The sequence below is a fragment of the Klebsiella sp. D-Nf1 genome, assembly GCF_002810515.1.
Taxonomy (GTDB): domain Bacteria; phylum Pseudomonadota; class Gammaproteobacteria; order Enterobacterales; family Enterobacteriaceae; genus Klebsiella; species Klebsiella variicola.
Genome location: NZ_PIOK01000001.1, coordinates 690614 through 715022, shown reverse-complemented (window position 1 = coordinate 715022; position 24409 = coordinate 690614). Strand labels below are relative to the sequence as shown.

Genomic DNA, 24409 nt, shown 5'->3' with positions numbered 1-24409 from the left:
TGAATTATGCGCACAGCACCGCAGCGCGAGCGGGATCCAGAGCGATAAGCCCGGCAAGCAATGACTCCATTTCTGGCAGCAAGCGATTTTTTTCTGCCTCACTGCGCCCGGCCTTGCCTCTGAGCAGCCGGAGTCGGCGGGCTTTGACCTCAAAGATAAGCTCCGGCTTCCATTGTTCGAGCGTGATTTCCCGGGCACGGCTGTCGAGTTCCGCCAGCAGATGTAGCGCCATTTCATTTTTTCCGTACTGCTCGCTGACTCGCGCCATCAGTAAGCGCATCAGCCACCGATTGCGGCTGGTGGTATAGCCCGGCTGCGCCTGTAACCAGTTCAGCGCCGACTCAATACCTTCATCGTCCGCGCGGGTGAGCACTTCTGGCTCCAGCGACAGCACCTCATCAGCGCTGGTCGCCGCCATTACCGGCTCATCTTGCCATCCGGCCATCTCATCCAGAACACGCTCGTTAAGCCAGTTGAGCGTCACTTCATCGGCGAATGGCGTACCATCGTTAAACGCCAAGGTTTCCAGCCCCGGCAGACGAGCCAGTAGCCCTTTCATATCCCGGCACAGGATATCGGCACGTACACTGTCAGCATCCAGTTTCAGCAGCGCCTGCCAGGCGTACCACTGCACATCCAGCCACAGATGGTTGACGCCTTGCGCCAACAGCGTGTCCGTATGCTCCAGCAATTCCGACCAGCTTTTCTGTAAATACAACCGTTTAAGATGGGCTTTACTCTCAGGCTTGGGAGGCAATAGCCGGGTCCGGCCGGAGGCATCCAGCGGCGGTAACTCCGTTAACGTATCCCAACGCACACTCTTCATCAGATGATGACCTGCCAGCCATCCGCCGGGACACTCACGCAGATATTTCGCCAACACCTTAGCCTGATCGAGCAAATCACGACCTGACGTGACGGTATGCATTACCGGTGCGGTGTCCGTATGTTGGGGTAGCAGATCGTGTTCTTCGCGGCTGGTCTGCGGCACCAGACTGTGGGCTCCGCCGCTTTGCACCAGGCGGTTCTCCAGTATCTGATATAGCCCGGAAAGATCGGGGCGAGATGCTTCAGCCAATCCGGCAAAAGAGGCTTCCGTCAGCAATAACGCCCCGATAATGACCTGCATAGTGGTCATGTCGACTTCCGGATAAAGAGACAGACTGTCCGACATCCGGCGACTGCCAAGCCATTCCAGCGCCGATTTACAGCTACGTTCACGCTGGGGATGGAGCATAGCCCCAAACCGCTCAAGCATTGCCGCCAGCAGCGTAACGCCCTCCGCCAGACCGGTTTCGCCATCCCGCTGCAGACGCGCCCACACGTAAAAGGTGATCACGCGCAGATCCTTGCAGGTCTGAGTCAGCAGTTTTTCAGCCAGCTGGCAAATCAGTTCGGTATCGACACCGGAGATCTTATTGACCTCCTCGCGGATACGCTGAAAATCATCGTCATAGCCCGGATCGCTCCCGGTGGGCTGGCTTTCACTGATTGGCGCAAGCCAGGACTGCCACTGCGCCTGGCGTGACCGGGCCTGCTGGCGCAGTACGCTTTCATCCAACTGACTGGCGGCAACCAAATTTTGTAAAATACTCATAATTCCATCTCATCCATGTCACTATTCCCTACCCCCGTCGTCAGGGCCTGTGCGCTCTCAGCCGCATCGACACTAAAAATCTGATCCGGCAGGGTCAATCCGCGCAGCGCCAGAAGCGCCAGCGGGCCGCTCCCAAGCTGGGAGCGCAATACCCACTTCAGGGTGCGGCCATCCGGGGCGGTGAAGCTCATCATCCACTGGCTGCGATCCAGCGGCTGGCGTTTACCCTGCTCCAGCCAGCGAATAAAACCCCAGGTACCGCTGTAGTCACCAAACAGGCGCGTGCCCGCATTGACGCTGGTCCAGGTCAGCAGAGTGCCGGGTTTATACGTCTCCCCCGGCCAGCGGAAAGTCTGCCAGTCGGCCATTTGATTGAAATAGCGCAGCTTTTGGCCGTCTATCGTCAGCTGTGTCTCCACAACCTCCGGGGCAGGCCTGGCCTGTAACTCAAAGCTGATCCCCTGGCTGCCGTCGGTAAAAAGAATGTCGGACAGCTGGCTTAGCTGGTTGATGGCGCGCAGAAAGGCCGGATTAAAGACCAGGCCGTGACTGTTGACCTTATCCGGCACCCACTGACTGCCTTCTTTATGCAGGACACCGTTCAGCTCCGTCGTGAGAAAACGTTCGATCCGCCCGCTGTCTTTGCGCACAAACTCAGCCAGCATCGGCAGGGAGGCGTCGCTTTTGCTGGCGGCAAACGGAAAGCGTCCGTCAAAGGCGGTGTGCCAGTTCGCCACTACCGAGCGGCGCCATTTATCATTCAGACTGGCCGCCGACGGCAGAAGCACGGTTTCCCATGCCTGGGTCAGCGGTTGCACAAACAGAGTGTTGCCGAAGCCACTCCACTCTTCGCCAAGGCTTGCCGAAATCAGGCTACCGTACTGTTGCGTGTCGGTCAGGTCGACGCTTTTCCCCTGGAAGACGGTCTGCGCCAGGGTCTGCATCATCTCCTGCGGATCGGAGGCATTCGCAACCTGCTGCAGGCGCAGGCGCACGCGGGTGATACGGGTCAGATAGGTTTGCAGGCTCAGGGTGCTATCGGCCGACATGACGTTGCTGCCCGTGTTTTTCCCCATTAGCTGGAGCAGTGGGCCGAACGTGTCATCCAGAGGCCCCTGCGGGCCGGCTGCCGACTGGTCGATGACTGGCTTGTCTTTCCCGCCCACCAGGTCTTTGGCCGATTTAATAAGGCTGTCCGACAGCCCCTCCCTTTGTTGCCCCGCCTGCCCCTGCCAGGCAAGGGTATTCATCAGGGCTATCAGCGGCGACTGGCGGACATCGCTTATCAGCGTGAGCTGGTCGGTAACATCGGCGATATTGGTCGCCGGATTAAGTCGCAGACTGTTGAGAAAATTCAGCCAGCTGCCGGCGAAATCGGTGAAGTAGCGTCGGGTCAGACGCGCTTTCAGCGCCTCCGGCGACAGGTCTGTCGACATCGTTTTGCGCGAATCGCTCAGCACCCAGTCGATTTCTTCCCGGCGCGAGCTGGCTGCCTTATCAATGGCCTGCTGAATGCCGCCTTCCCATGCCTGGCGGGTAAACATCCCCGGGACCACTTCATCGGTGGTAAACAGGCGGCGCGCATCGGTGCCACTGGTCATGTCTTCCAGCGACACATCGGCAAAATTACGACGCACGGATTTAAGCATGTTCTCATATAAGGTACTTTCGGCATTGCGGCGACCTAGCTGCTGCAACAGAACCTGACGGCTCTGACTCACCCGTTGCGCATCTGGAGTTATCTTCCATTCAGGCCGTTCGGGCAGCAGGGAGAGATAAAAGGCCCACAAATCCGGCGCCAGACTTTGCCACAGACCGGTCGAGATCCCCATTCGCGTTGGCTGGACCGCTTTCATGGTCTGCGCGAAAAAGGCGCCATCGGCTTTATCCGGACGAGACATCATCAGCCAGGCTTTCAGCTGGTCATAGCCCGGTTTCGCCAGCTGGGCTCGTTGGTCGCTGTTGGGTGCGGAGTTGACCAGCGCGCTGAGCGCCTGCTGCAACGCGGCATTGGCCGGGTCACGTATCAGGTGATGATTTGCCACACCGTACCAGGGCAGGACGGCGTCTAATAGTTGCTGATGATGATCCAGACCAAAACGCCGATACCAGGGAGCCCCCTTCTGCCCATCGTGTACGAGACGGCCGGCCTCATTGCGCAGGGCATGGAGGGCCGTCAGTTGATAGTCAGAAACAGAGGGGTGGGCCACCAGGTCGCGGGCTTTTCCCGCGACTGTAGCAATCTGACTGTAATTGAGGGCAAAGGAGAGCAGCAGTCCCGCCGCCCACAGGCCGAGGATGGCCAGCAGACCGCACGCCAGGCCCCGCTCCCACGCCATTCCCACGTGATGCCCGCGTAAACGGCGGCAGTCATCAACGATCCCCTGCCAGGTGGCGGGCAGCGTCAGGAGATGAGGCTGGCCCGCAGGCGAGGTATCAGCCTCCTGATAAGGATCTACGGTACGAGGCGCCGGCAGGCTAAACATCAGGCCACGCAGTGCAAACCGCTGCCGCGAGGCGGTCAGCCACGGCGCCAGCTGCCAGCGCCATTGCGCGATCTCCCCGTCGATAAGCCGCTGCCCCAGACGCAGCAGGAAGTCGTGGCGGGTCTCCTCCGCGATCTGGTGCATCCCCTGCTCCCGCAGCGTGGGCAACATCTGCGCAAGCTGACGGGCGACATCGTCCTCGGTAGCGCGTAACGGGAAGCTAACCCCTACCGCCTGCACCACGCGGTCAGCCTGCGACCACTCACTGTCGCACAGTTTCCACAGCCAGACCGGGGCGGCATAGCCCAGCAGTTCGCTGATTTTTTCCAGCCCACGCAGGTCGTTCTCGCTTATCTGCGGTGTCAGGGTCAGAGACGACGGCATCACCCGCACAATCCCATCCAGAGGACGGCCACGGCGCAGCTTGCGCAGCGCGGCGTATTGTTGGCGATCGGGTTCGGAGAGCAGACTGCCGCCGTAAATCAGAACGGTACGCTGGCCCTCCAGCCAGCGCTGCTGACACAGACCAGGCACCAGTTGTTCGATTGCTGCATCGTCCCCGGTAACCAGCAGCAGGCGGACTTTGCGCCGCCAGTGAATTCCAATTCGGGTTCGCAGATGGTCACGTATCCTGGCACACATCACCACTGCCGGAGAAACAGAGATGTTTTCACTCTCATCTTTTCTCTTATTGTCATCACCACGAGTGACATCCAGGAGAGCCTCAAACTCCTTTTTACCGGCACTGCGAGCTGTCCACAGGAGCATAACTAACATGATAAAGATACATCCGGTAATGCAGCACCCGCCAATAAGCCAGTAATTCTGCTGCTGACTATCGCCCTCAAGTCCGGCCATTTCAGGATTTTTCCAGACGATAAATGTCATTGCAGCCAAGAGTAAAAAGAGAATGAATACGACTGAAAGATAGCGACCTTCCGTAGTTTTCGGTGCTAAAAGTAACTTCACAGATCCATCTCCTGTCTTGAAGCTATCGGGGTAATAAGCGTGCTCCATAGCACTTTCTGAGTGGTATCCCCGCAGATAATCATCTGCGGGGATTGTGTTTGTCGGGCGATTTCAGTGGCGGCAGCAATAGCCAGCCAGGGTGCAGCGGCTCCAGCACTCCCCATGGATATATCCAGTGAAATGACAGCCTCATCTTCTACGCACTGCGCAGGATGTGCATTCTGACATCCAATCGCTTCTGCACGTTGCTCACCTGTCATTCCAGCGAGCCATAAATTTTTCACCATATTTTCTTTTAGCGGGACGTTCCAGGCGGCCATCCTCATCCCTTCGCTAAGTTCACCTGAGGGAGCAGCATCTGGCCGGTGTAGTAATGCGAGGGGGTCAAGCGTCTCCTGCGTTAGGCGGTTGCCAAGAAGTAGAGCAACAGCCGCTTCAGCAGTATTGTTTGTAACAACCGGATCAATCTGGAGGCCAACAATCAATAACATTGCTTTATCTTTAATACGTTCATTTAACCAGCGGTCAATTACACTAAGACCACTCCCTTCACCGTGTTCAACAGGAAAAGTGATATTGTTCTTTTGCCATGCCTCATCCCAGTAATGGCGAATGTTCTCCAAAGGCAGCGATGTTGTTACATCAAAAACTACTACTAATGGGCATTTATCAGGGATTTGTGTAAAAGGAATGTCTGCAATCATCTGCGAAAAAATATTTATTATCATGAATTCCATAGAATCCTGCGGGCTGGAAGAAATTTGGCTCATTCTGGCGCTTTCATTACCATCCCGGCCGACTTGTGAAACAATAATGCTGGCGTTATTTTGCATAGCAATAGCGGTATCTTTCTGAGCAACTGATGAGTGGCCGGTAATAAATGTTGCACTCAGCACTTGTAATGCACGCCGTGCCTTACGGGTTTCTCGAAGAATCCACTGTTCTCGCTGTTTGTCAAAAGCGTTTGCTTTGCTATCCTGTAAAGACCAAACAAGCAGACGAGAAGAAAGCAAGACACTCCACAAAGCAACAGGAAAACCTACAGCTAATCTCCAGAAGTACAGATTTTCAACATAACGCCCAAATATACGCATTATGATAATACTGACTGAAAGCATGACAACCAGAGCAACAAGCCAACGATAAAATTTCAGAGGCTTAGGTCTGGGGTAGCTTTCTGGCAAATGTTTAAGTGTATATGGCATTATTATTCCCTGCTTGCTAAATCATCTAAAAACGATAAAAATCACCTGTACCTATTGAAATACCATGATTTATGGCCAGCGCATGATTCAAAACTATTATCGTTTGCAGAATCAAGGTTTGTGCTAATTTTATTACAACGTCCATTATCCATGGCCAATATAAACGCCTTAGTTATTATCAATATATGCAAAACCTATAGATCTTAGATAATTCATATCAAAAACACCATCAGTAACGCTTTTCATTATCGTTCCATACCTTTTGGAAAGCCTAAGAACTTGCAAAAACCGATTCCAATGATACCAACGAAAAAGTAATAATTAGCCTCAAATTCACAACGTTTGCTACTTTCATGTTGGCCTACTAGATCTATGGAGCACTTAGTTAATATACATTTATTCCAAAACAACCGTTGATGCTTTATGCCAGTTGCTGATCATGTATTTATGCAATAGGATGTTATTTTTCAAATTAGTACCAGGCACTGATTTAACATTATTATCAATTATACCATCAGGCATAATCATCGTTCTTCACCTCGAAGTTAATGCTTAACGCCATTTTCATAAGCATAATATTTTACAGTAACCGGGTCGATAGCACCTACACAACCTATGGTATATGCAAATAACACTGTATCAAATGAGCCATTGATTTTCTTAATCTCAAATGAGTCTTTAATTAAACCTAAATTTATATCGAGAAGACATCTATTTACATAATCGACAAGACTCCATATTTTTTGTCTTTTACATATTTCGAAGCGATTATTTTGGCATTTTTAAAATCTTCAAGGTTATCTTCTTGTATATCAATCTTCACATTATGCACACCATCTGCACGATCAATCTGTTTATTAAATGTAGAGGCTGCACTACTAATTACAGGTAACGCAACCAGAAATAATGCAAGTGTTTTTTTGTTTTTTAGAATCATCTTGTACTCTCACGTACAGTTGTTTTAGAATGAATACCAATCATTTCGTTGAGTTAATTTACTGCAAATATTTCTAATTTGGATGCCTCCCCGCGGGTGACATCCACCTGCGCGCTCATGTCCGCCGTCGCCTCGAGGTAGTTGTGACCCTAGCATTATTTTCAGGGAGGAGAATAATTCCCCTGCAATGGCGCTTGAAAAACACAGCATACATATGATTAATCAAATGTATCTAAACAAAGCAACTGACCTCAATGTCATTAAGGACTGGAAGGGAGTATCTTTGATCTTATAGACTGGCAAATGGACCTTCCCAAAAGCTTATAGCTAATAATTCCATCAACATTCAACTCATTCGTAAAGATATGCACAGGGGCTTTTGAATCGAACGTATAAATAAATAACTTATTATCTTTCACTGCATAAAAAAGAACTCCATCAAATCCAGAAACTTGATCATCAGAGTAAGATGATAATATTTTGGCAATCTGAGTTCTGGATGATAAGTCTGTTATGGATTTTATTAATATATTGTCATCAATACCTTTTGGGAGCGTATTCAAATATACGTTATCAATATAAGGGGTATAATCATTTTGATCGCACGAAGGAGTGTGAGGATTGTCCACACCGTAATAATTTCTAAAAAAGCCATCAAGGACATATTTATAATCACTTGCAGAAGGCAATGCCTTTACAAGTAAGGATATTCCTCCGGGATCACCTGCCATCACTCTCAATGACAACAACAGTAGCATACTTATAGCTATAAAATTTTTCATCGACCGCCACCTTCATCTTTCACAGATTTAGTTTTGCTATCAAACCCGAATAAATTATTGTTTACATCGTCAACATTAACTATAGGTAATTCCGCTGAAATTTTTGAATAATATTCTTTATACGCGACAGGTATATAATATTTATAAAATTTTTGATACACAGGAGTTTCCTTTTTTTTTCTAACAGTCATGCTGAATCTAGATGTTGGTTTCGTGGTACTATACATCGATAACTTAATAGTACCTCCACCATATGCTTTACCTCCTTGATTTCCGCCTAAGCCAGCAATATCACCGTTACTCGTTTTTCCATACACAAATGTTACATGCCCATTGCCTGTAAATTCATCACTTGATTCGACATAAGTACGAAAGACCATCAATGCACCATATACAGGATTTTTTATCTCGATAAACTTAGTTTTATCATAAACTGGAAATTGAGAAGACTTTGTAAAACTCCTGGAGTAGTCATACCCTGTTTCTTTCAAGCAATAATTAGCAAACGAAGCGCACCATGCAGTACTACCCAATGACCCCTTAGAACCCGTAAGATTATGATAATTATCAGTGATTTTCTTCTCTCCTGTTCCATGCCATTCCGTAACCTCGCGGATTGCAATCGCCATCCATGGTGCCTCTCTCTGATCATGGGGAAGCAAGGCTATCGGTTTATCCGATTTTTTAGAGCCCACTGATTCCAGTGTTTTTTTATCTAAATTGACCGATTGCACATTGGGTGAAGTTCTACTAACTGGGGGCTGAGGTTTGGGTGCCTGTTTGTCAGAGACTAAGACAGGGCTGCTACCTTTTGAGCAGTTTGCATCATTTGAAATCAATATCGACTGACCTGGATAGATTTTGTTTAGATCTACGATATTGTTCCGACGAGCGAGTTCATCAACAGTTACGCCATATTGTGCTGCGATCTTCGCCAGCGTGTCACCAGGTACAACGATATAGATTAAGGGGCTATTAGTTTTGGCACCATAAATCGTCAAGTGTTGACCAGGGAAGATCTTACTCACATCTTTTACATTATTGTTTTTGACAATTTCATCAGTGCTTGTCTTATAACGTTCGGCTATTTTTGATAGAGAATCTCCTGGCATGACTATATACTCTATCGGTTTCAGAGCGCTCTTCTCACGTGGCACTTTGGGAGTCTCGGCAAGTGTTTTTGCAGAGAATTGAGAAAAGTTTCGCGTGAGCAGTATATTCTTCGTTTCATCCCCAGCAACAGCTGAATAAACAACATCCTCTTTTCCAGCAGAATTAGTATATTTGACGACAATAACCATTCCTTGTTTAGTATGAATAATTGTCTTTAGCTTGCCGTAAACGTCTGTTTTCCACTCTTAGCTAGTACTTCCTAGTGTTACCTTAAATGGCACATTAGCAACTGGGCGAGAGCCGTCTGAAACCGTCAAGTTTGTCACATATACCCATTTTTCAGTACCAGCCTTCAGGCCACCTTCTTTTTTACTGATCGCATCCACAACTTTGCCGAATTCTTTATCATTCAAGTCAGATATTTTTTTATCTTTTGCAACGCCACTCTCTGAACTTATAAAGTTAGCATAAGCTACGGGATCATTACCTGCGGTTTCAGGAGCATACTGCGACATCATCTCAGATATGGTGTCATTTCGGTATTTTCGCCTCAATAATGCACATTTTTCACGCTCCCCAGCTTCAATACTGGAAAAAATCGCAAATGTATTTTCTTTCGGATTATATACAGTGCCGGCACCTATTCGCCCTTTTTGCTTACTTGCATCAGGCAATGCCATAATATTTCCAGGGTTGTTAAATCTCCAGTTTAATGTCCCTGCAGTTTTTAGCAAACGAGTCCCATCACCAGCTTCGTACTCAACCGTCTTGGTTTCAAGATGGTATGTCGCTTTTATAAATCTCATACATCATCCTTTTTATTTTATTCTGTTGGCTGAAAGCTGGTGTCGTTTAATAAGACGGAAGTCATATGATAGCCTGTGACAGCAAGCATAATTTTTCCATCTACAGTGACATGGTGATTAAGTAGATTGCGTTTAGTTTTATAATCATCACTACTAACAATGAGCTGAATATTGCTGTTCCAACCTTCTTGCTCAGTATTAGCATCAACCACGCACTTTAGCGGACTATTTATATGCAGGATCCAGTAGAGTAATTTTTCGTCATGCGCCCTATCTTCCCCCCAATTTGGGGGGCCGTAAAATATTTCTTCTTTCATTACTCCTGTGAGTACAATCTTATCCCCCTCTTTCAGGCATGCAGCATATACACCGAAGCTATAAAATAAGATAACCAGACTCAACATAAGTTTCATAAGCATACTTAACACTATCAACTATCCTTTGTTAAACTTAATAAAGTTGAAATCATTGATTCAGTCAATGCTGATGTTCTATCATCTTCAAAACCCATTTCACTTAAATGAAGATCGGCATCAGGTGCTTCATCCTCAAAATCCTCCATAGTGTCGTCTTCAGTTGATGAGACAGAAAGCTCCTCTTTACTCCAAGTTTCTCGGCCAATGATTAAATTTAATGTATCGCTTTCAGGAAGTACTATTTTGGGGAAACGACCTGAACTGTCTACTGTTCCGGTAGACAGAATTTTTCCAGCGCTATCAGAAATACTGTACGGCTGATTTATCAGCCAGTTCATACTCTGGCTGACACTATCCGCACCTGGAAAAGCAAAACGTAAACTGTGCTCTCCAGGCTCCATTACAGGAAATACAGGCATTTTGACTTTTTCAGAAGCGCTTTCCTGACGCCCGTAATATCCTGCTTTCGTGCGATATTCGCCTACAGTAGCAGATTCAATCGCATTTGCATCAAGTCTGATATAACTCCCTCCACCATTCAGGGTCAGCTTCTTCTTCGCGATGATTTTGATTTCATCCTCCGTGCTGACAATGCTGATTTCCTTCAGGGCAAGCAGCGCCATCAGGTCATTCTGCGCCTGCATCTGTACCGGTCCCTGGTTCGCTATCAGCCTGATCCCAAGCTTTCGCACAAACACGCTCAGCGCACTGCCCACCCCGATGAACAGATTTTTCACCACGCTGACATCCGCATTCTTTCCGGCCGTGGCAATCAGGTTCTGCCCGGCTGAGACCTGCAGATGCTCCCCGCTGGTCAGCGCTATCCCCTCCGGCGCGCTGAGCAGCAGTACCGATTTTTTGAGGTCCGTCAGCTGCTGCTCCAGCAGGGTAATTTGCGCCTGGAGATCGGCCGGGTTCGCGGTCGCCTTCTGCGCGTCACCGGAGATGGACATCATCTGCTCCCGGGCATCAGCCAGATTGCTGACCGCCGGCTCCATATTCAGCACCTGCCCCTGAGCCTGCGCCTGCCCGTCCGCGCTGATAAAAATACCCTTCTGTGCCCGGATAGCTCCCCAGCTGTCGGTTCTTAGCTCAAAACCGTCCCCGCGCGGCTGCTTTTCAGCATCCACGAGATGGCCGAGGTTCAGCTGGCTCTTGCCGCCATACTCCGTCGACACCTTGATATGTTCTTTCCCGCGCTCATCGTCGAGGCGGATTTTGTTGTTGGCCGGGGTGCGCAGAACGTTGCGTTTGTCATTGCGGATGGTGACGTGGTCGCCGTGCGCCGAGTCGTGCAGCACGCCCGCGATATACGGCCGGTCAGGGTTACCATCCTCAAAGCCAATCGCCACCTCCGTCCCCGCCAGCAGCGGCAGGTGCAGGCCGTAAGTGTCTCCGGCATACGGTCGCGACTGACGGACCCACAGACTCTCGAACCCGGTTTCCCAGCGCGCCCGGTCAAACAGCATATTCACCCGGTAGCGCCCGTGTTTATCGATATGCCCGTAGGTGTCGTTTTCCCGGGTGCTGGTCACGCGGGCCGGCAGCGTCCCGGCCATCACCGGACGCGCGCCGGGCTCAGGCCGGTAGCCGACGTCCGGGCTGTCCGGTATGCCGGCAAACTTCACCGCAAAGTCGGCATCGCGCCGGGCGTGGCTGTGCATCGCCGTGACGAGCACGCCATCAGCAAACTCCCCGGCCACCTCCTCTCCGCCGGTGACCTTCAGCACCTGCCCCGGGCAGAGCGTCGGGCAGCTGGTGGTGGCCTGCATCCGGGTCTGGCCGTTCAGATAACGCTCATGGCGAAGGCGGGCGTAAAACGCCCCGGACTCCGGCGCCGGATGCCGGTCATGGGCATTCCCCGCCGTCAGGTAGTTATCTCCCCAGTGGTAAGCCTCACCGAAGGTGGTGGTCTCCCCGCGGGTGACATCCACCTGCGCGTTCATGTCCGCCGTCGCCTCGCGGTAGTTGTAGTCGCGGGTACTGACCTGCTGCTCCACGACACGGTGGCGGCATGCCATCTCCCACACCGCGTCCACCCCGGCCGACTGCTGCCCGGACGGCGGGACCGAAGGCAGCGTCAGCCCCTTCTCATAGCCCTGCTGACTGTCGCAGAACACAGCGACGTCGATGTGCAGCCGCGTGTCGGCGGAAAAGCGAAACCAGATCCCCACCTCACCCAGCAGACGGGTGATAAAGCGCAGGTCATCCTCGCCGTACTGCATCACCTGCTCGCGGCGCGGATACGTTTTTGTCAGTGAGAACAGAAAATCCTGACCGCGCAGGCCGTGGCGCTCGCGGAGGATTTTTTCCACAATCTGCGGAACGGACTGGTCCTGGTAAATGGCGTTCTGGTGCGAGCGGTTAAGCAGCGCCAGGCGCGGCTGAAGCGTCAGCGCGTAGTGCGTTTCATCCCTGGAGGTACTGAGCCGTTCAAACCCCGTCACCACGCCCTGGATCACCCGCACGGGTTGCTGAACATTGATGCTGAAACCCTGAGCCACCGGCGCCTGCAGCGTCAGGGAGGCAGCCTTCATCAGCATCATCTCTTTGCTGATGGCATGGTCTGCGCTGGTGAATTCGATACGGTAGCGGAACGGCTGGCTCAGGGCTTCATCGCCCTCAAACGCCAGCACATCAAGCCCGGCTTCACATCCCTTCACCGAAAGCAGGTGGTGGTTGTGGCTGAACAACAACGATTTCACGCTACTCATCGGCGATTGCCCCCTCGTCAAACGCCATCACGACGCCTTCCTCTTCGTGATACCCCAGCGTCACCTGGCGCGGTTTCTGCCCCGCCGCCATATGGCTCAATAGCTGCTGACTCAGCGCCGGCAGGATCTGCTGATTCAGCAGACTGTCGACGTTGCGGGCGCCGGTGTCCGGTAGCAGGCAGGCCTCGGTCAGCACGTCGAACAGGCTCTCGCTGAGGGTGGTGGTGATTCCGTAATGGCAAGCCAGACGCTGACTCACCTGACCGAGCTTGATCCCGACAATGGCGCGCAGCGCAACCGCCGGCAGCGGACGGTAAATCACCGTCTGGAAGCGGGCCAGCAGCGCCGGCTGGAAGTGGCCGCGCAGCACCGGGCGCAGCAGCTCGTGCAGGTCTGATTCACTGGCCTCCGGCTGTTCATCCAGCAACTGCATCAGGAGGTCGCTTCCGAGGTTGGCGGTCATCAGGATCACGGTGTTGCGAAAGTCGATTTCACGCCCCTCGCCGTCGCGCATTACCCCCCGGTCGAAGACCTGGTAGAACAGGTTCATCACATCGCGATGGGCCTTCTCCACCTCATCGAGCAGCACCACGCTGTAGGGGCGTTTGCGCACCGCCTCGGTCAGGATCCCGCCCTGGCCGTAGCCGACGTAGCCCGGCGGAGAACCCTTCAGCTGGCTGACGGTGTGCGGCTCTTGGTACTCGGAGAGATTGATGGTGATCAGCGCTTTCTCGCCGCCGAACAGCGCATCGGCCAGGGCGAGCGCCGTTTCCGTTTTGCCGGTGCCGCTCGGCCCGACCAGCAGGAACACCCCCTGCGGACCGTTCTCCGGCGTCAGGCCGGTTTTCGCGGCGCGCAGGCGCCGGGCAATAGCGCTCAGGGCCGCCTCCTGGCCAACCACCCGTTTGCCGAGACTCTCTTCCAGACTCAGCAGCTCCGTCTGCTCATCTTTCATTAGCGAGGAGAGCGGCACGCCGGTCCAGTCGGCAATCACCGTCGCCACGGTGCGGACGTCGACGTCCAGCCCGAGCAGCGGATTGCCCTGCTGGACGGCAATAAGCGCGTTTTGCAGGTCGTTAATTTCCGCCTGGCGGGAGATATCGCGGCGACAGGCCAGCAGCGCCTCCGTCAGCTGCAGCTCCTGACCATACTGAGTTTCAAGGGTATCCAGCGCCAGAATAAGGCGGATCTCCTCCTGCTCAATGGCCGCCAGCCGTTCGCCGCGGGCGCTGTTGCCCAGCGCAATATCTTCCAGCAGCGCCTGTTTCTCCATCGCCAGCGCGGTGAGCTGTGCCTTCATGCGGGTCAGCGGCTCAGGCACGGTATCGAGACTCATACGCAGGCGGGCGGAAGCGGTGTCGAGTAAATCCACTGCCTTGTCCGGCAGCTGGCGGCCGGTGAGATAGCGTCGTGACAGCGTCACGGCGGCGCGCACCGCATCATCCGTGATATGCACGCCGTGGTGGTCGGCATAGCGGGACTTCAGGCCGCGCAGCATCAGGCAGGCGGTGTCGTCGTCCGGCTCATCCACCTTGACCATCTGAAAGCGGCGCTCCAGCGCGGCGTCGCGCTCGAAGTACTGCTTGTATTCAGACCAGGTGGTGGCGGCGATGGTCCGCAGCTCGCCCCGGGCCAGCGCCGGCTTCAGCAGGTTGGCGGCATCCGCGCCGCCCGCCTGATTACCCGCGCCGATGATCGTGTGCGCCTCGTCGATAAACAGCAGCACCGGCGAAGGCGACTGCTGTACCGCCTCAATGATATTTTTCAGCCGCTGCTCGAACTCGCCTTTGACCCCGGCGCCGGCCTGCAGCAGACCGAGGTCGAGGGTGCGCACCGACACCGGCTTCAGCGCGTCGGGGACGTTGCCTTCGGCAATGCGCAGCGCCAGGCCTTCCACCAGCGCGGTCTTGCCCACGCCCGGCTCACCGACGAGGATCGGGTTGTTTTTACGCCGACGGGAGAGAATATCCACCATCTGGCGGATTTCCGTGTCACGTCCGAACACCGGGTCAATCTGGCCATCTCTGGCTTTGGCGGTGACGTCGAGAGTGAATTTGTCCAGCGCGTTCTGCAGCGCCGGGTTGAGCCCATCCGCATTCAGTTCACCGCTCGCAGGACGCCCCACAAATTCCACGTCCCCGCCATGGGGCTGCGCCAGGGCCGCTTCCTGCTGCGCTGGCGGACGTTCGTCGGACTGGGCATCCAGCAAGGGGCGCAGGCGTTCCAGCTGACGCTGGCCCAGCGTTAACAGCGGCCACAGGCCATCGCACTGGATCAGATTCTGTTTTTCAACCAGCGCCATCAACAGGTGAACACTGCGGATCTGCGTTTCGCCGCTGAGCGAGGCAATCAGCCAGGCCTCCTGCATCAGCCTCAGGGTATGGTCAGAGAGCTGGGGACGATGACGTACCGAGCGCGGCTGTTTATCCAGCCAGTTCAGCAGATCCTGCCACAGCGCATCCATATCCCATTCATAGCGCCGCGCCAGCACCGTCAGATCGCCTTCCCCCTGTTCCAGCAGCTTGAGCAGCCAGTGCTCGGGCAGGATCTCGGCATGCGCCCGGGTCTGGCACAGGGAGGCCGCCCCCTCCATTGCGCGGGCACAGCAGGGATTAAGACGGCGTAACAGGCTGGCTGGATTTTCCATGAGATCCTCTCTTATTGGTTCCGGACACGCTACCGCCCGTCGCTGTTCCCGAACAGGAACCCACAGCGCACAGGGTCAGGCAGGCAGATTGTGTTTTTCTTTGCTGAGAACCCGTATCTCAGGCGCTCAGCAAAAAACGGCGGGCAGAGAAACGCTGCCCGCATCAGGCGATCGCCCGCAATAAACCCCGGTCGCAGAGATAACAATGCGGCCGGGGTGAGCGAACGTCGCCTGCGCACCAGCGGCGCGAAATATGACGGGCAATTACGCGGTGGCGCGTTCGTTCCAGCTATCGGAGTGAATGATGTTGCCGTCTTTATAGGTCCAGGTGATCTTCTCGTAGCGCAGCTCAATCTGTTCCAGATGGTTGTGCTTCTCGTAGGCGGGGTCTTTGATGTCGTGCATCAGGGGATTCACTTTCACCACCTTGACGTTCTCAAGTTTGGTATTGAAATACTCCACTTCCTGGCCGGCATCGTTGATTCGGTACCACTTGAACTCAGCGGATTTCAGGGTCTGGCCGGTGGTCACCGCCTTGTACAGGTAGGGGCTGGAGGAGTCGATCTCCTTGGTGAACAGGAACGGCGTATGAATACGCGTTCCGGTCAGTTTGCCGGTGTTGTTATCGGTCGGGATGTACAGGTTATGCTCCTGGGCCACCACTTCGATACTGCCTTCACGATCCTGAACGTCGACAGACCCTTTAATGTCCGCGCCGCCATCGTCTTTCAGCCAAAGATAAACAGGAATTGCCATGGAATTACTCTCCATTGTGTAGTGAAGCGCCATCATCCTGGGATGACGCAGAGGGTTGGTCCGGTAACCGGCAGGCGTCTACCTGCGGCACCAGACTGATTTCGACACGACGGTTCAGCGCACGGCCCTCCGGCGTATCGTTTGTTGCAATTGGTCGGCTTTCGCCATAGCCCTGAACGGCAAAGCAGCTGTTCGGCACGTCGCCGGTATCGCGCATCCAGTCGCGGACCGATTCCGCGCGTTTCAGCGACAACAGCTGGTTGGCTTTTTCCTCACCCACGCTGTCGGTGTGGCCCGCCACCACGATCAGCCACCCGGGCCTGGCCTTAATGTCCACCAGCGAGTTGACCAGCCGCTTTGTCGAACCGGGCTTCAGTACCCATTTCCCGGTATCGAACAGCGACATGCTGTCAAGGCGGATGACGTTCGGCGCGACGCGCTGCACCGGCCTGGGCGGCGGTGGAGGCGGCACGTAACCGCGAATAGCCTCCAGCAACGGCAGGCGAATCTGCTCCCCGCGATACAAGCCCAGACTCAGGCGCAGCGGGACGCCGTTACGCGCCCAGCTATCCAGCAGCGCGGCATCTTCACGCAGCACCCTGACAGCGCTGGCTTTTGGCCGATAATCATCCATCGCAATCCGCTCATAACGGGCAATATCGACGCCCACGCGCTGCAGCAGCTGTCGATTGTTCCAGCCACTGCTGAGCAGCGCGGCGACAGCCGCGAGGGTGAAAATCGCGAGCGCCGCACGCCAGGCCCTTCCCCGTGGCGTGAGTCCCCGTCCCGCCGGTAACTGCGGCAGGATGAATTCCGGCAACGCTGAAGCGTCTTCGGTGTCACTCTCGCCTGGCTGCCAGCCAGCTACCCGCGACAGACCGCTATGTCGGGATAACCACGTCGTCCAGGCCGACGACGCCAGACTTCCAGGCAGCGAGGGCCCGAGACCCCACAGCACGGCCGCTGGGGTCAGAGGCGGCAGGTCGGTATTTTCTTCCGTCAACACGGCATGGACGTGCTGTTCAAACCAGCCCATCAGGCTATTCATCAGCACCTGCTGCTCCAGCGCGGCCGCCCCGCCGGCGCTTACCCAGGCCGGTACGGAACAGGGGGCGCAGGAGGGCTGCCAGACTTTCACCGCTTCACCCGGCATCGCCGCCTGCCAGAGCAGGATGGGGCTCATCGCGCTGCCCACCAGCCCCTGCAGCGCCAGTGGTACGGCATACCCCGTCTCCTGGCGCAGCTGGCTGAGTTGCCAGCGCAGGGCCAGCAGAACGCTGGTCAGCGCATCGCTTTGCGCGTGCCGCTGCGGGCAGACGCAGAGCAGCACTGACAGCTGAGGCCCCCATTCCGGCCGCTGGCTCAATACCTGGCGCGCGACCTGCTGCAGCTCCTCCGTCTTTTCCACGCGGATCCAGCAGCCCTGTTTGACGACCCGCACCGGTGACGCTTGCGGCCAGACACACGGCAGATCGCCGCAGACGAGGACCACCGGCTGGCGATAAGCGCCCTCCGGGAGATGGTCCAGGCTTGACGCAACGTTACGTCGGGTACGACGACTGGCGATGCGCCAGATCCCGATGATCAGGGCCAGCGTCACCAGTAGAATGAGCCACGCCCCCCAGCGGGGAACCGGCAAAAATAGCAGGCACACCAGCGCACTCAGCAGACTGGCCCACAGCGCCAGCCCACGCTGCTGCGCGGGGCTCATTTCACCGTCCCCGGTAACAGGGTCAGCAGCAGGTGATCGAGCCAGTGGTTCAGCCCCCACCACAGGACGAGTACCACCATCACGCTCAGGCCAATACGTACCGGCCAGGAGGCCAGCCAGCCGCTTATCCCCAGTCCGGCCCGACTCTCTACCAGTACGGGAGCGGTTGACGGGCACTGAAAAGGTGGGACATGCTCACTGAGCGCGTTGATCAGCTTCAGGCGCTCGGGATCGTTGAGGGAGCGAAAGCTGCCAACAAAACCCAGCAGCATCACCCGCTGAAAACAGGTGACCACGGCCAGGTCGGGCGCCGGTTCACGCAGCACATCACGCATCCGATCGCACAGCGTATCACCGGCATCCATGGTGCCGAGGAAGTGCCCCTGCAGCGGAATGTCATACCACTGCAGGCAGGCCTCATCCTCCACGCCGCGCCCTTTCACGGCTTCATCGAGCAGCGCGCACTGGGCGGTGAGAATATGCTGACAGCTGGCGTCATCAAGCCCGCTCGCCTTCAGCTCATGTTGCACGCGCTCGACATCAGCAATACAGCGCTGCCATAGCGCGTACCCTCCCTCATCGCGGAACTGCGGGCCGTGGCGCAGGCTGATAACCTGCAGCCAGGTGTTCTGCAGCAGCGCATCAATATCAATGGACGCGGCGTTGCCGCGTTTAGGCTCATTCACGTTCGTAGTACCGCAAAAAGTTCAAGTTCAGGCTCACCGAGCATCCCCGGGACGTAGAACATACAGGTGCCGCTCTGCAGCATTTCCGTCGCCAGAGGGTGGGACACATCGAGGCTGAAATACTGATTTTCCAGACGCAGCGGGATCGCCGCCGGCACATGACGCAATGGCGTCAGGGGCACCCCTGTCCGCGAGGAGTTGACGATGGCTTTGACATGATCCGGGCTACCCACTTTGCACTGTCGCGGAAACTGCTCCTGCAGCCGGGCGACCGGTACCGACGAACGAACCGACAGATAGTAATCAGCCCCTTCCCGCAGCCGGGCATCGTGCAGACGCGCCTGCCAGAAGTGCAGCCGGGCATCATGCTCCAGCGCAATCGCCACCACCCGCGACGGCAGGCTCGCCTCCAGCAGGTCGCTCAGTAAATCAAACAGCGGCGGAAAAACCGCGTTCAGCTGATCATGTTGATAGATCGGGACGGCATTCGCCTGATGGGTGAGCGAAAAGGTCAGCAGGCTGCCAGCCAGGCGCGCCAGCTCCGGATAGAGGCGTTCCGGCGGGCTCTGTTGGTCACGCAGAAAGTACCCCAGCACCGGCTCGGCGCTGTTCAGCGCATTCAGCAACCAGAACAGAGAGACATCGGCCACGGCAAAATCAGCCATCCGTTCATTGCTCTCGCGACGCATGGCCATCAGGCGCGTCAGACGAGCCCGAAGCTGAGTAAGCAGCTGTTCAAGCTGCGTCGCCAGCCAGCGGCTGCCCTGGATCTGCAGCAGCGGCGGGAGAAACGTCTCGTCGATAAGCCAGGCCCCCTGCGAGTCCCGCTGCAGGCGAACAAGCGGACAGGTCAGGTAATCGCTGTTGTCCTGATGGGCGAAGCGGAGGGTCAGCTCCGGCTGCATGACGGCAATCTGCCGGGTATCATCCCCGAACTGGTTGCGGACATCACGCCAGCGCTGCCGGAAGCGCACCGGCCTTTCGGCCACCTCCTCCGGCTTCAGACAGTTGCCGCCATTCGCCTGCATCAGGGGCAGCGCCAGCACGATCACCGCCTCGTCGTCCACCCTGTCCAGTGACAGCGCGGACGGCAGCGCATCGGCATTGTCCGTATCAATCATCGTGCCATCCTGGAACCGGACCTGCAGCCTGTGAGCCTGCAGGCGGCCCAGTTTGAGCATCTCTGGTTCGAAGGTCGCCTCCATCACTCCCCAGGGGTGATTAAGACCTATCCGGGCAATCACTTCCGCAGTCCAGGCTGCATACGCAGCCTGCTGTTGAAAATGCTGGGGCGACACCATAATGCCCCGGCCCCACAACGGACGTTCCGTTTTAATCATCGTCCGGACCTACGCCTTCGCCTTTGGCATCTGGCTAACCAGCGACAGATTGACGTCCATCCCCTCGACCTGGAAGTGCGGCACCGCGTACAGCTTCACGCGGAAGAAGCCCGGGTTATCCTCAATATCTTCCACCACCACACTGGCATCGCGCAGCGGATGGGAGGCCTGCAGCTCGTCGCCAGGGTCGGTCATTTCGGTCACCAGGCTCCGCACCCAGGTGTTCAGCTCCAGCTCCAGCAGTCGCCGGTCCTTGGTGGTGCCGATATTCTCGCGCTGGATCATCTTCAGGTAGTGCGCGATGCGCGACAGCAGGAAGATATAAGGCAGACGCGCGTTGATGCGGCTGTTGGCGGTGGCGTCGGCGGTATCGTACAGCGCCGGTTTCTGCGCGGAGTTGGCCGAGAAGAAGCAGGCGTAATCGCGATTTTTGTAGTACGACAGCGGGATAAAGCCCAGGCTGGCAAACTCAAACTCCCGCGTTTCCGGGATCATCACCTCGGAAGGGATCTTCACCTGGTTGCCGGTGCCGAGATCGTACAGATGGATGGGCAGATCTTTCACCGCGCCGCCGGCCTGCGGACCGCGGATCTGCACGCACCAGCCGTTATTGACAAAGCTCTTCACCATATTGGAAGCGAAGGAGAACGCCGCGCTGGTCCACAGATACTTTTCGTGATCCGGGCCCTTCACCTGCTCGACATAGTTGAAGCTGCGCACCGGCACGGTGTCCGGACCGTACGGCAGACGACCCAGCACGCGCGGCATCACCAGGCCGATGTAGCGGGCGTCGTCGGTTTCACGAAACGCCTTCCAGCGAATATATTCCGCGCGATCGAAGTAGTTGCCGATATCCTTAATGGCAGCCACCTCTTCCATGGTCTCTTTCAGGAAAAAGGCCGGACCGACGGCGCCGATAAACGGCATATGGGCGGCAGCAGAGACGCGGGAGATATTGCGCAGCAGCGCCACATCCTGCGGGCTGGCATCGAACTCATAGGCCGAGATCACCGAGCCGATCGGCTCGCCGCCGGGAGTGTCATACTCCGCGGTATAGGTGTGCCAGTAGAGTCCGCTCTGGATAAGCTCCGGCGCGTCCTCAAAGTCCTGGCGCAGATCGTCTTTGGCGACGTCAAGGATCTCCGTTTTGACGTTCTGGCGATAGTCGGTGTTGTCCACCAGCTGTTTGAGGCCACGCCACAGGGATTCGACCTGCTGAAACTCCTGATGGTGCATCACCGCGTCCAGCTGACGGCTTATCTGGAAATCCAGTTCGGCGATATGGTGGTCAATCAGCGTTTTGTCGAGCTTTTCCACCCGCTGACCGGACTGACGGATGCGCTCCATAAACACCTGCATCGCCGCGGTGAGACGTTCTGCCGCCGGCGCCTCGGAGAGCGCGGCATCGTCCAGAAAATCGTTGATATCCCCGAGGCGAGACGCCGGGGCGAGATTAATTTTTTCAAACAGCGAGGCGTAAACGCCCTCGCCAGCCCTATTTTCCTGCAGCGTGGTTTGCCCCTGAACAGGGGCGTTTTCTGTGGTAACAGACATTAGCATTTTCCCGGTTAATCCATTAACAGACTTGCCCCGCCATTATTTCGGGGCAAGCGCACTCATTTCGTCGCGTAATTCCTGGGACAGCGCCGGATCTTTCAGGATTGCCTCAAGCTCTTTTCTGAAAGTGGCGTTATCAAGCAGATTGGATTTGAGATCGCGTAATAAATTACGCATCGCCAGCATGGCGCGGAGTTGCGGTATTTGCCGGGCAACCTGCTCCGGTTCGAAATCTTTAATATCGGTAAAACGCAGTCTGACATTCTCCTCTTCGCCGTTACCGGCCAGCGTATTCGGCACCGAGAGATTCACCTCCGGGCTAAATTCCGAAAGTACGCTGTTAAAGTTATTTTTATTGACGTTGATCTTTTCTCTTTCCGATAAAGGCCGGTTTTCCTTACCATGACTAAAATTGCCAATGGTAAGCAGCTTCAGCGGTAGCTCGACCTTCTTTTGCGCGCCGCCGGTATGAAGAGATAATTTGAGATTAATGCGCGCCCTGGGGACTTCATTCTGGAACGTATCAGCCATAGTAGTTCCTTTCCTTGAGGAATAATTGTTGAAGAATTGACGGTAAAAAACCTGAGGATGATAAAGCAAAAATAGATTATCGATCAACTTAACAAGAAGATTTATTGAATATACTCACGAGGTGAATGAATTTATTTTCCATGGCACTCAACGTGAATATTTAATAAGTCAATACAAAGCCCTCAAATAATAATCACAATAAATCCCGCGCAAAATTAAAATAAAACAACAAACCTAGCGAAAGCATCACCTGGGATAAAATCATCCAGATATCAACGCAATTAACCCCTGCTGGCGGGTAAAAATTATTACTTACCGATCTACATGCACCAGACGTGACGAGGAATAGCCTGCGGAACCCGCGATATTTTCCACCGCAGACAGCCGTCTGTAGCTAAAAAGGATATTTTTCCGGGTGACTGACCGCAGGGCGGCGATGCCGGAAAAAGTTGTCATTGCCAGAAAAACATGACCCCGATAACAAGATACGCACGCCACCGTCTTCGGCATCCTGAGGGGGTCGCATTCTGCGGATCGCCAGGCTATATCTAAGACACCTTTCTCCCACAACGAGTAAAAATGATGAGCAAGAAGATCCTGATGCTGGTCGGCGATTATGCCGAAGATTACGAAACGATGGTCCCTTTCCAGGCACTGCAGATGATTGGCCACCAGGTCGATGCCGTCTGCCCGGATAAAGCCGCTGGCGACTATGTCATAACCGCAATCCATGACTTTGACGGCGCCCAGACCTACAGCGAAAAACCGGGGCACCGCTTCACCCTGAACGCCGACTTTGCCGCAGTGAAGGCCGAGGACTACGACGCGCTAGTGATCCCCGGCGGCCGGGCGCCGGAGTATCTGCGCCTGAACGAGGAGGTTATTAAACTGGTACAGGCATTCGACGCCGCGCGTAAACCTATCGCCGCCGTCTGCCACGGCCCGCAGCTGCTGGCCGCCGCCGGTATTCTGCAGGGCCGCACCTGCAGCGCCTATCCCGCCTGCGCCCCGGAAGTACGCCTGAGCGGCGGGCACTATGCGGATATTGGTATCGACCAGGCGCACGTGGACGGTAACCTGGTTACCGCCCCCGCGTGGCCGGCCCACCCGCAGTGGCTGGCGAAATTTGCCGCCCTGCTGGCGGAATAACGGCCTGTAGAGAAAGCGTTTTCTCTGACGAAGGGAATTAGCCATCGCCGCGCTGGTGCTCTCCTGCCCACCGGCACGGCGGTGTTTGATCAGCCGTTCCCGCAGCAGCTTAACCTGACTCAACTCCGCATGACATCGACCGGGCAATATCCCGCGATTTAGATCCGCATTCCCCCGGAAACTTCAATTCGCTGGGCATTCACCCAGCGATGATCGTCAGATAGCAGCGAGGCGATCATCGGCCCGATATCCTCTGGCAGACCAGGCCGCCCCAGCGCCGTCATCCCGGCGACAGCCTGGGCGACCTGCGGGTTATCCCGCACCACCCCGCCGCTGAAATCGGTGGCGATGGCGCCGGGCGCCACGCAGTTCACCGTAATTCCGCGACTGCCCAGCTCAAACGCCATATAGCGGGTCAGGGTTTCCACCGCGGACTTCATGATCGCATAGGGCGCCCGGTTCGCCATCACGATACGGGTTAGCCCGGACGAGACATTCACTATCCGTCCGCCGTCTGCCATCAGCGGCAATAGTTTTTGGCTAAGGAAAAAAACGCCCTTCACGTGGATACGATACAGCGCATCGAATTCCGCTTCCGTAGCGTTAAGAAAACCCATGCCGCTGGCGTTGCCGGCGTTATTGACCAGATAATCAAATTTATCGGCACCCAGCTCCGCCTGCGCGCCCTGAAAAACGCTAACAAATGCGTCAAAGGTGTCGATGTCGCCGGCGCTGAAGGGCAGCGCGATCGCCCGCGCGCCCAAGTCTGTAACCCGCGCGACCACCTCGTTCGCCTCGGCAAAATGCGCGTTATAGGTCAATACCACGTTCACGCCGCGCTGAGCCAGCGCTTCAACGGTCGCGCGCCCCAGGCCGCGGCTGCCGCCTGTCACCAGGGCAATTTTTGCGCTATTGTTCATGTTTCCCCCTTTTATCTCTGCTGAAAACATGAGCGATTATAGGCTTCTGCATGCCGACGATAAGACCGCGTTGCGCGACAGGATTGT

Annotated in this window: 18 protein-coding genes; 1 reads left to right on the top strand and 17 read right to left on the bottom strand. The window is 55.3% G+C overall.

Translation table 11 applies throughout. From position 1 onward, the window contains the following. Positions 1-4: 4 nt before the first annotated feature. The 16 genes from tssA to tssB form a co-directional block, all read right to left on the bottom strand. A complete protein-coding gene (gene tssA, locus CWM54_RS03440; RefSeq protein ID WP_100680059.1) occupies positions 5-1597 on the bottom strand; it encodes a type VI secretion system protein TssA in 1593 nt (530 codons plus the stop codon). Next, positions 1594-5052, bottom strand: coding sequence for an ImcF-related family protein (locus tag CWM54_RS03435; protein ID WP_100695967.1), 3459 nt, complete (start codon positions 5050-5052; stop codon positions 1594-1596). Before CWM54_RS03435 ends, tssA begins: the two co-directional genes overlap by 4 nt. Beyond that, entirely contained in the window at positions 5049-6257 is a 1209-nt protein-coding gene (locus tag CWM54_RS03430) for a hypothetical protein (protein ID WP_100695965.1), read from the bottom strand. The genes CWM54_RS03435 and CWM54_RS03430 overlap by 4 nt, the downstream gene beginning before the upstream one ends. Positions 6258-6972: 715 nt before the next feature. Continuing rightward, on the bottom strand, positions 6973-7194 hold the full coding sequence (locus CWM54_RS03425; protein ID WP_100695963.1) for a hypothetical protein: 222 nt from the start codon (positions 7192-7194) through the stop codon (positions 6973-6975). A 260-nt stretch (positions 7195-7454) separates the two neighbouring features. Then, the gene (locus CWM54_RS03420; protein WP_100695961.1) at positions 7455-7976 is read right to left on the bottom strand and encodes a hypothetical protein; all 522 of its coding nucleotides are present in this window, start codon (positions 7974-7976) and stop codon (positions 7455-7457) included. Further along, positions 7973-9277 (bottom strand): LysM peptidoglycan-binding domain-containing protein, encoded by a 1305-nt coding sequence (locus CWM54_RS03415; RefSeq protein ID WP_227521605.1) that lies wholly within the window; start codon positions 9275-9277, stop codon positions 7973-7975. Before CWM54_RS03415 ends, CWM54_RS03420 begins: the two co-directional genes overlap by 4 nt. A 57-nt stretch (positions 9278-9334) precedes the next feature. After that, complete coding sequence (locus CWM54_RS29150) at positions 9335-9895, bottom strand: hypothetical protein (RefSeq protein WP_227521604.1); 561 nt, start codon at positions 9893-9895, stop codon at positions 9335-9337. Between the two features lie 17 nt (positions 9896-9912). Next, positions 9913-10314, bottom strand: a complete 402-nt coding sequence (locus CWM54_RS03410) for a DUF4431 domain-containing protein (RefSeq protein ID WP_227521616.1) — start codon at positions 10312-10314, stop codon at positions 9913-9915. An 11-nt stretch (positions 10315-10325) separates the two neighbouring features. After that, on the bottom strand, positions 10326-13016 hold the full coding sequence (locus CWM54_RS03405; RefSeq protein WP_165785909.1) for a type VI secretion system Vgr family protein: 2691 nt from the start codon (positions 13014-13016) through the stop codon (positions 10326-10328). A gap of 1 nt (position 13017) precedes the next feature. Next, on the bottom strand, positions 13018-15672 hold the full coding sequence (gene tssH, locus CWM54_RS03400; protein WP_100680050.1) for a type VI secretion system ATPase TssH: 2655 nt from the start codon (positions 15670-15672) through the stop codon (positions 13018-13020). Between the two features lie 264 nt (positions 15673-15936). Next, entirely contained in the window at positions 15937-16428 is a 492-nt protein-coding gene (hcp, locus tag CWM54_RS03395; RefSeq protein ID WP_023340018.1) for a type VI secretion system effector Hcp, read from the bottom strand. A 4-nt stretch (positions 16429-16432) separates the two neighbouring features. Then, complete coding sequence (locus CWM54_RS03390; protein WP_100695955.1) at positions 16433-18139, bottom strand: OmpA family protein; 1707 nt, start codon at positions 18137-18139, stop codon at positions 16433-16435. Then, a complete protein-coding gene (gene tssL, locus CWM54_RS03385; protein ID WP_100695953.1) occupies positions 18136-18825 on the bottom strand; it encodes a type VI secretion system protein TssL, short form in 690 nt (229 codons plus the stop codon). Before tssL ends, CWM54_RS03390 begins: the two co-directional genes overlap by 4 nt. Continuing rightward, entirely contained in the window at positions 18822-20165 is a 1344-nt protein-coding gene (tssK, locus tag CWM54_RS03380) for a type VI secretion system baseplate subunit TssK (protein ID WP_165785669.1), read from the bottom strand. The genes tssL and tssK overlap by 4 nt, the downstream gene beginning before the upstream one ends. A 9-nt stretch (positions 20166-20174) precedes the next feature. Then, positions 20175-21719: a type VI secretion system contractile sheath large subunit gene (tssC, locus tag CWM54_RS03375; protein WP_022615501.1), complete on the bottom strand. Its 1545-nt coding sequence runs from the start codon at positions 21717-21719 to the stop codon at positions 20175-20177. 42 nt (positions 21720-21761) lie between these two features. Next, complete coding sequence (gene tssB, locus CWM54_RS03370; protein ID WP_100695951.1) at positions 21762-22253, bottom strand: type VI secretion system contractile sheath small subunit; 492 nt, start codon at positions 22251-22253, stop codon at positions 21762-21764. Between the two features lie 582 nt (positions 22254-22835). On the opposite strand from tssB, the gene CWM54_RS03365 reads away from it, so the two are divergent. After that, positions 22836-23402: a DJ-1/PfpI family protein gene (locus CWM54_RS03365; protein WP_077274736.1), complete on the top strand. Its 567-nt coding sequence runs from the start codon at positions 22836-22838 to the stop codon at positions 23400-23402. Positions 23403-23560: 158 nt separating this feature from the next. Here CWM54_RS03365 and CWM54_RS03360 read toward each other — a convergent pair whose 3' ends face one another. Further along, positions 23561-24322 carry an SDR family NAD(P)-dependent oxidoreductase gene (locus CWM54_RS03360; RefSeq protein WP_100695949.1) on the bottom strand — a complete coding sequence of 254 codons (762 nt, stop codon included), beginning with the start codon at positions 24320-24322 and terminating at the stop codon, positions 23561-23563. Positions 24323-24409: the final 87 nt, after the last annotated feature.

Bases quoted from the DNA above. Each gene is read 5' to 3' on its own strand.
- tssH (WP_100680050.1), bottom strand. From the start codon at position 15,672: ATGGAAAATCCAGCCAGCCTGTTACGCCGTCTTAATCCCTGCTGTGCC.
- CWM54_RS03420 (WP_100695961.1), bottom strand. From the start codon at position 7,976: ATGAAAAATTTTATAGCTATAAGTATGCTACTGTTGTTGTCATTGAGA.
- tssB (WP_100695951.1), bottom strand. From the start codon at position 22,253: ATGGCTGATACGTTCCAGAATGAAGTCCCCAGGGCGCGCATTAATCTC.
- CWM54_RS03415 (WP_227521605.1), bottom strand. From the start codon at position 9,277: ATGGTTATTGTCGTCAAATATACTAATTCTGCTGGAAAAGAGGATGTT.
- hcp (WP_023340018.1), bottom strand. From the start codon at position 16,428: ATGGCAATTCCTGTTTATCTTTGGCTGAAAGACGATGGCGGCGCGGAC.
- CWM54_RS03390 (WP_100695955.1), bottom strand. From the start codon at position 18,139: ATGAGCCCCGCGCAGCAGCGTGGGCTGGCGCTGTGGGCCAGTCTGCTG.
- tssA (WP_100680059.1), bottom strand. From the start codon at position 1,597: ATGAGTATTTTACAAAATTTGGTTGCCGCCAGTCAGTTGGATGAAAGC.
- tssC (WP_022615501.1), bottom strand. From the start codon at position 21,719: ATGTCTGTTACCACAGAAAACGCCCCTGTTCAGGGGCAAACCACGCTG.
- CWM54_RS03410 (WP_227521616.1), bottom strand. From the start codon at position 10,314: ATGCTTATGAAACTTATGTTGAGTCTGGTTATCTTATTTTATAGCTTC.
- tssK (WP_165785669.1), bottom strand. From the start codon at position 20,165: ATGATTAAAACGGAACGTCCGTTGTGGGGCCGGGGCATTATGGTGTCG.
- CWM54_RS03430 (WP_100695965.1), bottom strand. From the start codon at position 6,257: ATGCCATATACACTTAAACATTTGCCAGAAAGCTACCCCAGACCTAAG.
- CWM54_RS03365 (WP_077274736.1), top strand. From the start codon at position 22,836: ATGAGCAAGAAGATCCTGATGCTGGTCGGCGATTATGCCGAAGATTAC.
- CWM54_RS03360 (WP_100695949.1), bottom strand. From the start codon at position 24,322: ATGAACAATAGCGCAAAAATTGCCCTGGTGACAGGCGGCAGCCGCGGC.
- CWM54_RS03425 (WP_100695963.1), bottom strand. From the start codon at position 7,194: ATGATTCTAAAAAACAAAAAAACACTTGCATTATTTCTGGTTGCGTTA.
- CWM54_RS29150 (WP_227521604.1), bottom strand. From the start codon at position 9,895: ATGAGATTTATAAAAGCGACATACCATCTTGAAACCAAGACGGTTGAG.